The sequence below is a fragment of the Streptomyces sp. Qhu_M48 genome, assembly GCF_051305195.1.
Classification (GTDB): Bacteria; Actinomycetota; Actinomycetes; order Streptomycetales; family Streptomycetaceae; genus Streptomyces.
Genome location: NZ_CP195432.1, coordinates 6,406,822 through 6,419,247 on the forward strand (window position 1 = coordinate 6,406,822; position 12,426 = coordinate 6,419,247).

Consider the following 12,426-nt stretch of genomic DNA (forward strand, 5'->3'; position numbering starts at 1 on the left):
GGGAATGCCCTCCGTCCCCCCGGGCCGCTCTCAGGAGCGGCCCAGGATCCCCCGGTCGTAACCGGCGGCGACGGCGGCCGCCCGGTCCTTGACCCCCAACTTGCCATAGATGTGGGTGAGGTGGGTCTTGACGGTGGCCTCGCTGATGAAGAGCTCGGCGGCGATGGCGCGGTTGGCGGTGCCCTTGGCGACGAGGGTGAGGATCTCGCCCTCGCGGGCGGAGAGGGCGGCGCCGGCGGCGGGGGCGCGGACGGCGGTGACCAGGCGGGAGGCGACGGCCGGGGAGAGGACGGTCCGGCCCTCGGCGGCGGCCCGTACGGCCGCGAACAGCTCCTCGCGCGGCGCGTCCTTGAGCAGGTAGCCGGTGGCACCGGCCTCGATCGCCGGGAGGGTGTCGGTGTCCGTGTCGTACGTGGTGAGGACGAGGATCCGGGAACGGGCGCCGCGCCGGGTGAGTTCGGCGATGGCGTCGACCCCTCCGCCGCCGGGCATGCGCAGGTCCATGAGGACGACGTCCGGGTCGAGGCGCAGGGCGAGTTCGACGGCCTCGGTGCCGCCCGAGGCCTCGCCGAGGACGCGGAAGCCGGAGCCGTCGGCGGCGAACATGCCGCGCAGGCCGTCCCGTACGACGGGGTGGTCGTCGACGATCAGCAGGGTGATGTCTGTCATGGCGCGCCCAACGGTACGCGAGCGGAGATCGCGGTGCCCTCGCCCGGGGCGGTCTCCACGACGACGGTTCCGGCGAGGCGTTCGGCGCGGGCCCGCATGCCGTCGAGCCCGAACCCGCCGCCGTCGGGGCGCCGTTCGGGGTGGGCGTGCGGGTCGAAGCCGCGGCCGTCGTCCCGTACGTCCAGGGTGATCTCGTCCTCCATGTAGGAGAGGGTGACGCCGGCCCGGGCCGCGCCGGAGTGCCGCGCGGCGTTGGACAGGGCCTCCTGCGCGATCCTCAGGAGGGTGGCGGCGACCTCGTCGTGGAGTGGTTCCTCGGTGCCGGTGACGGTGAACCGGGTGTCGACTCCGGAGCGTTCGGCCCAGTCGGCGACCGTCTTGCGGAGGGCTTCCGGGAGGGCGTCGTGCTCCAGGGCGGCCGGGCCGAGGTTCCGCACCGAGCGGCGGGCCTCCCCGAGGCTGTGCCGGGCGAGGTCGGCGGCCCGCCGGAGGTGGACGTCGGCGCGCTCCCGGTCGGGGGTGGCGTGGGCGGCCTGGAGCTGGGTGACGACCCCGGTGAGGCCCTGGGCGATGGTGTCGTGGATCTCGGCGGCGAGCCGGCGCCGCTCGTCGGCGACCCCGGCCTCGCGGGCCTGGAGGAGGAGTTGGGCCTGGAGGGCCGCGTTCTCGGCGAGGGCCTGTTCGAGGCGGTGGTTGGCGCGGCCGAGCGCGGCGATGGTGGCGGCGCGCTCGGCGGCCTTCTCCGCCTCCTTCTCGTCGAGGTGGGAGAAGCCGACGACGAGGCAGGAGTTCAGCGCGAAGAGGCCGCCGAAGGCGAGCCAGTGCATGGGGGAGGCGGGCGGCAGGCCGCCGGACTGGGAGCCGGCCATGGTGACGGCGGTGACGAGGAGTCCGGCCCGGGAGAGGCGGCGGGGCAGCAGGTGGGTGGCGTCGAAGTAGCCGAAGCAGGCGTAGATCGCGAAGAAGGGGTTGAGCCAGGTGAGCGCGGAGCCGAGGCCGGTGCGCAGGACGTAGTAGGTGACGGAGGCGGGCCCGGGCGCCGCCGGGACGAGCACGGGTCTGGTCCCCGGCCGCTCGGGGCCCCAGCCTTCGGCCCCCTTGAGCCGGGCGCAGCGGCGGCCCCACACCAGGTGGAGGAGGAGCGCCGCCGCCACGAGGACGCCGGCCGTCACGATCTCCGTACGGTCCATGAGCATGTCGGCCGACGCCCCGGCGATCACGAGGGCGATGCCGAGCAGTCCGTACGGCCCCCAGCGGAAGAACTGGCGCCAGCGCTCCTCGACGGTGGTGGGCACCCCGCCGCCCCCTCTCACTCCCAGCGGAACCAGCGCGCCGACGCGCCGGTCAGCACGGCCGTCCACAGGGCCATCACCCCGAGGGCGGCCCAGCCGGGCCAGTCTCCCGTGGCGGCCGCGTCGAGGGCCTCGGAAGCGGCTCCGAACGGGGTGAGCCCGACGATGAGTTGCAGCGTATCGGGCATGGCCTGGACGGGCAGCCATACACCGGCCGTGAACATGGTGGGGAAGAAGACGACCGAGCCGACGGCGGTGGCGGACTTCTGGGTCCGGGAGACCGAGCACACGGCGGCGCCGACGGCGAGAGCGCCCGCCACGGCGAGCAGCAGGGCGAGGACGTATCCCACCGGGTTGCCCGGCAGGGCGACCCCGAAGGCCAGCCGGCCCACCGCGATCACCAGCGCCGAGGAGGTCAGGGCGGCGCCGGCGTGCAGCGCGATCTGCGCGTTGAGCAGCGCGGCGGGCCGGACGGGGGTGGTGGACAGGCGGCGCAGGATGCCGCGTTCCCGGTAGCCGGCGAGGACCGGGGGCATGGCCTGGAGTCCGGCCATGATGAGGGCGAAGAGGACGGCGACGGGGACGTAGAGGTCGATGACGCGGCGCCCGCCGAGTTCCTCGGAGGCCTCCCGGAAGGAGGGGATCAGACCGAGGATCACGAGCAGCACGGTCGGCGAGACCATCACCCAGAACAGGGTGCCGGGTTCGCGGGTGAAGAGGCGGACCTCGGTCCGCAGGACGGCCACGGCAGGGCTGGGCGTACTCATCGGAGTTCGGCTCCCGTCAGGTCGAGGTAGGCGTCGTCGAGGGTGGCGTCGGCGACCCGGAGCTGCCGGGCCGTGACGCCCTGGCGGGCGAGGAGGGAGACGAACGCGGCGACGGTCGCGTCCGTGCCGGCGACGACCGTCCGGCCGTCCGCCACCGTGACGGAGACGGTCCCGGGCAGGGCTCGCAGCGCCTCGGGGTCGAGCGGGGTGTCGGCGGCGAAGGAGATCTCCTTGGCGGCCGTCGCCCGTCCGATCAGCCCTTCGGGAGTGTCGAGCGCGGCGATCCGGCCGTGGTCGAGGACGGCGATCCGGTCACAGAGGCGCCGCGCCTCCTCCATGAAGTGGGTGACGAGCAGCACGGTCACCCCGCTGTCCCGGAGGGACTCGACGAGCGACCACACCTCGCGGCGGGCGCGCGGATCGAGGCCGGTGGTGAGTTCGTCGAGGACGACGACCCGGGGGTCGCCGAGGAGCGCGAGGGCGATGAAGAGCCGCTGCTGCTGACCGCCGGACAGCTTCGCGAACCGGGTCCGCAGGTGCGGCCGCAGTCCGAGCCGCTCGGCGAGCGCGTCCCGGTCGGCGGGCCGCTCGTGGAAGGAGGCGTACAGGTCGAGCGCCTCACCGACGGTCAGCTTGGCCTGGAGCTCGCTCCGCTGGAGCTGCACGCCGAGGATCCGGGTGACCTCGGCGCGCTCCGTGGCGGGGTCGTGGCCGAAGACCCGCACCCGCCCCTCGTCGGGGGTCCGCAACCCCTCGACGCACTCCACGGTGGTGGTCTTGCCGGCGCCGTTGGGGCCGAGGATCCCGAAGATCTCCCCCTCGCCGACGTCGAAGGAAACCCCGTCGACGACCTTCCGGCCGCCGTACGACTTGTGCAGTCCCCGCACCTCGATCGTTGTCATGTCCCCAGACTGTCGCCGGGCCGGGAACCCGGGTATCGGCCATCGCGCTCGAAGCGGCATCGGCCGATCGGTTGATGCGGGGGTACGACTCCGGGAGCGGCCGGCCGGAAAACCGGATGAGACGTGTCAGTGGTGAACCGTATGGTCGGGCCTGATGCCCGAGAAACCTGTCGCCCCAGAGCCCCCCGCCCCCGACGCCCCCGACCGCTCCGCGGTCCGGGTGCTGCTCCGTCTCTGGCCGTACGTGCGGCCCGTGCGGGGGCGTCTGTTCACCGCCGCGGTCGTCGCGGTCGTCGCCTCCTGTCTGTCGCTGGTCATCCCGCTCGTCCTGAAGTGGCTGGTCGACGGCCCCGTCGCGGACCGGGACCCGGGCGGGGTGTGGCTGGGCGCCCTCTACCTGCTGCTGCTCGGCGTCGCCGAGGCGCTGCTCTTCGGGTACCGGCGCTGGCTGGTGGCCCGGCCGCTGTCCGGCGTCGAGGCACGGATGCGGGCCGACCTGTACGGCAGGCTGCAGCGGCTGCCGATCGCCTTCCACGACCGGTGGGCGTCCGGGCAGCTGCTCTCGCGCGGCACGACCGACCTGATGCTGGTCCGGATGTTCCTGGCCTTCCCGCTGACGTTCCTCCTGGTCAACGGTGTGACGATCCTCGCGGGTTACGTCCTGCTGCTCGCCCAGGACTGGTCCCTCGGGCTCGTCCTCCTCACCCCCGTCATCCCCCTGGTGATCGTCTGCTCGGTCTTCGAGGGCAAGTACGGCACGGTGGCGCGCCGCGCGCAGGACCAGGTGGGCGATCTGACGACGGTCGTCGAGGAGAGCGTCCTCGGCATCCGCGTCGTCAAGGGCTTCGGCCGCCACCGCAGCCAGGCGAAGGCCTTCCGCGACCTGGCCGAGGGGCTGCGCGGCACGGAGCTGGTCAAGGCCCGCCTGCTCGCCATGATCTGGGCGGTCATCACCGTCGTCCCCGAGCTGGCCATCGGTGCGGCCCTGGTGCTCGGCACCGTGCGGGTCGCGGACGGGGACCTGTCGGCGGGCACACTCGTCGCGTTCCTGTCCACGGCCCTGGCGCTGCGCTGGCCGGTGGAGTCGATCGGCTTCCTGCTCGCGATGAGCCAGGAGGCGGCGACCGCGACGGAACGGTACTTCGAGGTGATGGACGCCGAGGAGGAACCGGACACCCCCGCCGGGACGGACACGGCGGACGGTCCCGCCGGTGTGCGCTTCGAAGGCGTGACGTTCCGCTACCCGGACGCCCCGGAGGACTCCCCGCCCGTCCTGGACGGCATCGACCTGCACATCCGCCCCGGCGAGACGCTGGCCCTGGTCGGCGGCACCGGCTCCGGCAAGACCACGCTCACCGCCCTCGTACCGAGACTGCACGAGGCGTCCGGCGGCCGCATCCTCCTCGACGGCGAGGACATCGCCCGGATGGAGCGCGAACGGCTGCGGTCCCTGGTGTCGATGGCCTTCGAGGAACCCACCCTCTTCTCCGCCAGCGTCGGGGAGAACGTCCTCATGGGCGCCGACGGGACGGCGGGCGACCCGGAGCTGCGGCGCGCCCTGGGCGTGGCCCAGGCCGACGGCTTCGTCGACCGGCTGCCCGAGGGCGCCGCGACCCAGGTCGGCGAGCAGGGCCTGAGCCTCTCCGGCGGCCAGCGCCAGCGGCTCGCCCTGGCCCGGGCGGTCGTCGGCCGCCCCCGCTTCCTGGTGCTGGACGACCCGCTCTCCGCCCTCGACGTCCACACGGAGGCACGCGTCGAAGCGGCCCTGCGGGAGGTGCTGCGGGAGACGACGGCGCTGGTCGTGGCGCACCGCCCGTCGACCGTGATGCTGGCCGACCGGGTGGCGCTGCTGTCCGAGGGCCGGATCGCGGCCGTCGGCACCCATCAGGAACTGCTGCGGAGCAGCGAGGAGTACGCCTGGCTGATGTCCGGCGAAGGCAAGGCCGAGGACGGGAACCGATGACGGACACCACCACGCTCCCCCAGCAGCGGGCCACGGACGGCGACCCCTTCGACCGCGACGACCTGCCCGCACCCCGCGGGGCGACGGGCGCCCTGCTCCGTTCGCTGCTGGCCGCGCACCGGGCCCGCGTCTCCGTCGCGGCCCTGGTCCTGCTCGTCAAGGAGGGGGCGGTCCAGGCGGGCCCGCTCCTCGTCGCGTACGCGATCGACCGGGGCGTCCCCGCGTTCCGCGCCGGCGACCACGGACCGGTCGTCGCGGTGGGGCTCGGCTACCTCCTCTGCGCGGCGCTCTCGGGCGTCCTCCAGTACGTCTTCGTCCGCGGGGCGGCCCGTATCAACCAGGACGTCCTCCTCGACCTCCGCGGCCGGATCTTCCGCCACGCCCAGATACTCAGCGTCGACTTCCACGAGCGCTACACCTCGGGCCGGCTGATCTCCCGCTCGACCACGGACGTCGAGTCGCTCCGGGAACTCCTCTCCGAGGGCCTCCAGGAACTGATCGGCGTGGTGCTCTCCTTCGCGTCGATCTCCGTCATCCTCCTCTGGCTGGACCTGGGCATCGGCGCGGTGGCGGTCGTCTCCTTCCTCCCGCTGTACCTCCTGGTGCGCCTCTACCGGAAGCGGGCGGGAGCGGTCTACGCCGAACGTTCCACGGCCATCGCGGGCGTGATCGTGAAGTTCGCGGAGACGATGAACGGCATCCGCCCCGTCCGGGCGTTCCGCCGGGAGCGGGTGAACGAGACCGAGTTCGCCGCGCTCAACCACCGCCACGAGCGCAGCAACGGCGACGCGCTCCTGGAGATGGCCCGCTACGTCGTCGGCTCACGGCTCGTCGCGAACACGGCGGTCGCCGGCATGTGCCTGTGGGGCGCCTACCGGGTGGCCTCGGGCTCCCTGGAACTGGGCGTCCTGGCCGCGGCGGTCCTGTACATGCGGCGCCTGTACGACCCGATCGACCGCCTCGGCATGTTCCTCAACTCGTACGAGTCGGCGGCGGCGTCCCTCACCAAGATCGCGGGCCTGCTGGCCCAGGAACCGGGCGTACCGGAGACGACGGCGCCCAGGGAACTCCCCGGCCGCACCGGGGCCCCGGGCCGCGAGGTCGTCTTCGACGGGGTCCGCTTCGCCTACCGCACGGGCGGCGAGATCCTCCCCGCCTTCGACCTGACGATCCCCCCGGGCCAGACGGTCGCCGTGGTGGGCGCGACGGGCGCGGGCAAGTCGACCCTCGCCAAGCTCCTCGCCCGCTTCTACGACCCCACGGACGGCGAGGTCCGGCTCGACGGCGTGGACCTCCGTGACCTGTCCACTCCGGAACTCCGCCGGGGCGTCGTCATGGTCACGCAGGAGGCGTTCCTCTTCTCGGGGACGATCGCCGACAACATCGCGATCGGCCGCCCGGACGCGACCCGGGAGGAGATCGAGGGGGCGGCCCGCGCCATCGGCGCGCACGAGTTCATCACCGGCCTCCCGGACGGCTACGACACGGACGTCCGCAAGCGCGGCGGCCGCATCTCCGCCGGCCAGCGGCAGCTGGTGGCCTTCGCCCGCGCCCTCCTGGCGGACCCGGCGGTCCTGATCCTCGACGAGGCGACCAGCTCCCTGGACGTGCCGGGAGAGCGGGCGGTGCAGAAGGCGATGGACACGGTCCTGGCCGGCCGTACGGCCGTGGTGATCGCCCACCGCCTCTCCACGGTCGAGGTGGCGGACCGGGTCCTCGTCATGGAGGCGGGCCGGATCGTCGAGGACGGCACGCCCTCGGCGCTCGTCTCCGACGAGGGCCACTACGCGGGGCTGCACCGGGCCTGGCGCGAGAGCCTGGTGGGCTGACGCACGACGGCGGTGGGGGCCGCTGACGCACGACGGCGGTGGGAGCCGGGGGCGGCTCCCACCGCCGTCCCCGCGGGGGTGCTCGGCGTCGACAGCCCGCCGCACCACCCCGGGGGCTCGCGTCGATACCCCGCCGCGCACCCGCGAGGTGTCAGCGCCGGGGGCGCAGCAGGACGACGGCCAGCACCGCGGCCCCCACCATCACCACCGCGGCGCCCAGGGCCACCCCGCCCATGGCCTCGACGAAGGCGGAGCGCGCGGCGTCCACCACCGGGGGCCCGAAGGCCAGCGCGCCGCCGAGCGTCTCGCGCGCCGCGGCCGGCGCGGACGCGGGCATCGCGGCGGTGTAGACGGCCGCGCCCACCGATCCGAGAACGGCCATGCCGAGCGCCCCGCCGAGCTCCTGCCCCGATTCGAGCACGGCGGCGGCGGACCCGGCCCGCTCGGGCGGAGCCGCGCCGAGCGCCAGCTCGTTGGCGAGGGTCATGGCGGAGACGAGCCCACCGGCGTACACGGCTCCGGCCACGAGGACGCCCCAGAGCGGTGTGCCGCGATCGATCCCGACGAGCCACGAGAACCCCCCGGCGGCGACGAGGAACCCCGCCCCCATCACGTACGCCCGCTCCACCCGCCGGGCGATGCCCGCCGCCAAGGGAGCGGCGACGAGGACACCGGCGGTCGGCACGAGGCTCCACAGCGCCGCCTCGAACGGGCTGCGCCCCAGGACGGACTGCAGGTACTGGGTGAGGAAGACGGCGTACCCCACGGTCGCCACCATGGCGAGCAGGTTGACGAGAACGGCCCCGCCGTAGGCCCGGTTCCGGAAGAGTCCCAGGTCCACCATGGGGTGGGCGACCCGCCCCTGCCGACGCGCGAACACGACGGCGAGCAGCACCCCGGCCGCCACTCCCGCCACCGGAAGCGGCGCCCACCCGTCCTTGGCGACCTCCTTGATCCCGTGGATCACCGGCAGCACGGCCCCGAGCGAGAGCAGGGCGCTGACCACGTCGAACCGCCCACCGCCGCCCTCGCCCCTGGACTCGGGAAGCAGCAACGGCCCCAGCACCAGGAGCAGCGCCATGGCCGGCAGGTTGACGAGGAACACCGACCCCCACCAGAAGTGCTCGACGAGGGCGCCGCTGACGACCGGCCCGAGGGCGATGCCGCTCGCCATCACCGACGTCCAGAGCGTGACGGCCTTGGCGCGCTGGCCCGGATCCACGAACAGGACCCGGATGAGGGCGAGGGTGGCCGGCATGAGACAGGCCCCGGCGACCCCGAGCAGCGCACGGGCGCCGATGAGGGCACCCGGACTCCCGGCGTACGCGGCGGCGACGGAGGCGACCCCGAACAGCGCGGCCCCGCCGAGCAGGACCCGCCGGCGCCCGATCCGGTCTCCGAGCGCTCCCATGGTGACGAGGAGCCCGGCGAGGACGAAGCCGTAGGTGTCGAGGATCCAGAGCTGTTCGGTGGCTCCGGGCCGCAGGTCGGCGCTGATGGCGGGGACGGCGAAGTAGAGGACGGAGATGTCCATGGAGACGAGGAGCAGCGGCAGCATGAGGACGCCGAGCGCGCCCCACTCCCGCCGTCCGGCGCGCACGGGTCCGGGTCCGGGTCCGGTCGTCGGTCCGGTGCTTGAGGTGAGTGTCATGAGGGGAGGGAAACAGCGGTACGTGTACACCGCCACCCCCGCCCTAGTGCACCCGCGACAACCCCCGAAACAGAGAAGCTCAGAGCCTCGGACCCCTTCCGGGGCGCACTAGTACACTCTGGCCATGACGACCCTGCCGCCCTACCTCGCCATCGCCGCCGAGCTCCGCCGCCGCGTCCGGCTGGGCGAGCTGGCGCCCGGGGACAGACTGCCGTCCACGCGGGCGATCACGCGCGAGTGGGGCGTGGCCATGGCGACGGCGACGAAGGCGCTGGCGGTGCTGCGCCAGGAGGGCCTGGCGCGCCCGGAGCCGGGGGTGGGCACGGTGGTGACGGCGGGCGGGCGGGCGCCGGCCCGTCCGGCCCCGGCCCCGTCCGCACCCCCGGACGCGCCCAGGTCGCCGCCCGCCCTCACCCGGGGGGAGGTGGTCACGGCGGCTCTCGGCCTCGCGGACGCGGAAGGCCTGCACGCCCTGACGATGCGTCGGGTGGCGACGATCCTGGGCGTCTCGACGATGACGCTCTACCGCCACGTCGCGGGCAAGGCGGAGCTGGTCCGTCTGATGACGGACGTGGCGTGCGGGGAGGTCCCCCTCGGCCCCGTCCCGGCGCACTGGCGGACAGGCCTGGAGCGGGGTGCGCGCTGGCTGCGCGACGTGTACGCGCGCCACCCGTGGCTGACCCACACGATGGCCTCGTTCACGAGGCCGGTCGCGACGCCGAACGCGATGGCGTACACGGAGTGGGTGCTACGGGCGCTGCGCGGCACGCCCCTGACTCCCACCCAGAAGCTCCACACCCATCTGGCGATCCTGGCGTACATCCAGGGCCTGTCGATGGCGGACGACATGGAGGAGCAGGCACGCCAGGATTCGGGCATCTCCGACAGCGAGTGGATGGAACAGAACGAGCCACGATTCGACGCGATCCAATCGGCGGGCTCCTACCCGGAGTTGGCCTCGGTGGCGAGCGGCGGCGGGTACGGTCTCGATCTGCGGACGCTCTTCGAATTCGGGCTCGGGCGAACACTGGACGGCATCGCGTCCATGATCGACGAAACGTCCGGTTAACGAACACGACCTTACGGGCAGCGGACGATTTCCGGCCAACTTGCCGACGCACTCATGACAGGTCCCCGTCATTCCTGTCACTCTCTCCCCGGCTCTTCGCACCACAGTTCACCTCTTCACCCGAACGAGTCCGCGTCACCAGAACGAGTCCGCGTCACCTGAACGTGCTCCACAGCTCTGCTTGCTCCGCCCGGACGGACCCCACCCAGTCCGCCGGTACCCCCCTCGCAAGAAGGAGTCTGCGTGAGATCCACGCCCAGCCGTCGCGCCACCGCGACCGGCGCCCTGATAGCCGCCGCCATGCTCGCCGTGAGCGTCCAGACGGGTGCCGCCACCGCGGCAGACGCCCCCTGGACCATCGCCCCCAAGGCCCAGCAGGGCACCTCGGCGAACCCCGGCAAGCTCCCGGCCGACCTCACCCCCGCCGAGCGCACCGCGCTCATCAAGGCGGCGGACGCCGACAAGGCGGCCACGGCCAAGACCCTCGGCCTCGGCGCCCAGGAGAAGCTGGTCGTCCGCGACGTCGTGCAGGACCGCGACGGCACGACCCACACGCGCTACGAGCGGACCTACGCCGGACTTCCCGTCCTGGGCGGCGACCTGATCGTCGCCGAGACCAAGGCCGGCACCACCACCGGTGTCACCAGGTCCTCCCGCGCGGAGCTCGGGAACATCTCCACCACCGCCACCCTGGCCCCGGCCGCCGCCGAGAAGCAGGCCGTCGGCCTCGCCCAGGCGGACGGCTCCGAGAAGGCCAAGGCCGACCGCGCGCCGCGCAAGGTCGTCTGGCTGGCCTCGGGCGCCCCCGTCCTCGCGTACGAGACCGTCGTCGGCGGCCTCCAGCACGACGGCACCCCGAACGAGCTGCACGTCGTGACGGACGCCAAGTCCGGCGCGAAGCTCTACGAGTGGCAGGCCGTGCACAACGGCACCGGAAACACGCAGTACAGCGGCACGGTCACCCTCGGCACCGCGCCCTCGTACACGCTGACCGACACCACCCGTGGCAACCACAAGACGTACAACCTCAACCGGGGTACGTCCGGCACCGGAACGCTCTTCTCCGGGACCGACGACGTCTGGGGCAACGGCACCCCGGCGAACCTCGAGACCGCGGGCGCCGACGCGCACTACGGCGCCGCGCTCACCTGGGACTACTACAAGAACGTGCACGGCCGCTCCGGCATCCGTGGTGACGGCGTCGGCGCGTACTCCCGGGTCCACTACGGCAACGCCTACGTCAACGCCTTCTGGCAGGACTCCTGCTTCTGCATGACGTACGGCGACGGCGCGGGCAACACCAAGCCGCTGACCTCCATCGACGTGGCCGCCCACGAGATGACGCACGGCCTCACCTCGGTCACCGCCGGCCTGGTCTACAGCGGTGAGTCCGGCGGTCTCAACGAGGCCACCTCGGACATCTTCGCGGCGGCCGTCGAGTTCTACGCCAACAACGCCCAGGACCAGGGCGACTACCTCGTCGGCGAGAAGATCGACATCCGCGGCAACGGCACCCCGCTCCGGTACATGGACAAGCCCAGCAAGGACGGCTCGTCCAAGGACTACTGGTACTCCGGCATCGGCAGCGTCGACGTCCACTACTCCTCGGGTCCGGCGAACCACTGGTACTACCTGCTCTCCGAGGGCAGCGGCGTCAAGACCGTCAACGGCGTGAACTACGACTCGCCGACCTCGGACGGTCTGCCCGTCACCGGCATCGGCCGTGACAAGGCCTCGCTGATCTGGTTCAAGGCCCTCACCACCAAGTTCAACTCCTCCACCAACTACGCCGGCGCCCGCACGGGCACCGTCGCGGTGGCCACCGAGCTGTACGGCGCCAACAGCCCCGAGGTGCTCGCGGTCCAGCACGCCTGGGCCGGCGTGAACGTCGGAACCCGCCCCGGCGGCGGGGAGCCGCAGCCCGGCAAGGTCTTCGAGAACGCGGCCGACGTGTCCGTCCCGGACAACGGCGCGGCGGTGACCTCCACGGTCAACGTCACCGGCGTCACGGGCAACGCGCCCTCCGCCCTCAAGGTGGACGTGGACATCGTCCACACCTACAAGGGTGACCTCGTCGTGGACCTCGTCGCACCCGACGGCTCGGTCTACAACCTGCACAACCGGACCGGCGGCAGCGCCGACAACATCGTCCAGGCCTACACCGTGAACGCCTCCTCCGAGGTCGCGAACGGCGCCTGGAAGCTCCGCGTCCAGGACAAGGCCGCGGCCGACACCGGCTACATCAACAACTTCAAGCTGACGTTCCCGTAACCCGGGAGCGACG

Annotated in this window: 9 protein-coding genes; 4 read left to right on the plus strand and 5 right to left on the minus strand. The window is 73.1% G+C overall.

The genetic code is table 11. The features are described 5' to 3' along the window. Nucleotides 1-30: 30 nt before the first annotated feature. The 4 genes from ACRRSS_RS28620 to ACRRSS_RS28635 are packed head-to-tail and all read right to left on the minus strand — an operon-like array spanning nucleotide 31 to nucleotide 3,630. A complete protein-coding gene (locus tag ACRRSS_RS28620; RefSeq protein WP_435973940.1) occupies nucleotides 31-669 on the minus strand; it encodes a response regulator in 639 nt (212 codons plus the stop codon). Then, nucleotides 666-1,964 (minus strand): sensor histidine kinase, encoded by a 1,299-nt coding sequence (locus ACRRSS_RS28625; protein WP_435973941.1) that lies wholly within the window; start codon nucleotides 1,962-1,964, stop codon nucleotides 666-668. The genes ACRRSS_RS28620 and ACRRSS_RS28625 overlap by 4 nt, the downstream gene beginning before the upstream one ends. Nucleotides 1,965-1,978: 14 nt before the next feature. Then, nucleotides 1,979-2,728, minus strand: a complete 750-nt coding sequence (locus tag ACRRSS_RS28630; protein WP_435973942.1) for an ABC transporter permease — start codon at nucleotides 2,726-2,728, stop codon at nucleotides 1,979-1,981. Further along, nucleotides 2,725-3,630 (minus strand): ABC transporter ATP-binding protein, encoded by a 906-nt coding sequence (locus ACRRSS_RS28635; RefSeq protein ID WP_435973943.1) that lies wholly within the window; start codon nucleotides 3,628-3,630, stop codon nucleotides 2,725-2,727. Before ACRRSS_RS28635 ends, ACRRSS_RS28630 begins: the two co-directional genes overlap by 4 nt. Nucleotides 3,631-3,784: 154 nt before the next feature. On the opposite strand from ACRRSS_RS28635, the gene ACRRSS_RS28640 reads away from it, so the two are divergent. Beyond that, on the plus strand, nucleotides 3,785-5,593 hold the full coding sequence (locus ACRRSS_RS28640) for an ABC transporter ATP-binding protein (protein ID WP_435973944.1): 1,809 nt from the start codon (nucleotides 3,785-3,787) through the stop codon (nucleotides 5,591-5,593). Continuing rightward, on the plus strand, nucleotides 5,590-7,422 hold the full coding sequence (locus ACRRSS_RS28645) for an ABC transporter ATP-binding protein (protein WP_435973945.1): 1,833 nt from the start codon (nucleotides 5,590-5,592) through the stop codon (nucleotides 7,420-7,422). Before ACRRSS_RS28640 ends, ACRRSS_RS28645 begins: the two co-directional genes overlap by 4 nt. A gap of 151 nt (nucleotides 7,423-7,573) precedes the next feature. On the opposite strand, the gene ACRRSS_RS28650 is transcribed toward ACRRSS_RS28645, so the two are convergent. Continuing rightward, the gene (locus ACRRSS_RS28650; protein WP_435973946.1) at nucleotides 7,574-9,073 is read right to left on the minus strand and encodes an MFS transporter; all 1,500 of its coding nucleotides are present in this window, start codon (nucleotides 9,071-9,073) and stop codon (nucleotides 7,574-7,576) included. Between the two features lie 124 nt (nucleotides 9,074-9,197). Between ACRRSS_RS28650 and ACRRSS_RS28655 the strand changes: the two genes are divergently transcribed. Continuing rightward, nucleotides 9,198-10,142, plus strand: a complete 945-nt coding sequence (locus ACRRSS_RS28655) for a TetR/AcrR family transcriptional regulator C-terminal domain-containing protein (protein WP_435973947.1) — start codon at nucleotides 9,198-9,200, stop codon at nucleotides 10,140-10,142. 243 nt (nucleotides 10,143-10,385) lie between these two features. Next, nucleotides 10,386-12,413 (plus strand): M4 family metallopeptidase, encoded by a 2,028-nt coding sequence (locus ACRRSS_RS28660; protein ID WP_435973948.1) that lies wholly within the window; start codon nucleotides 10,386-10,388, stop codon nucleotides 12,411-12,413. Nucleotides 12,414-12,426 lie beyond the last annotated feature (13 nt).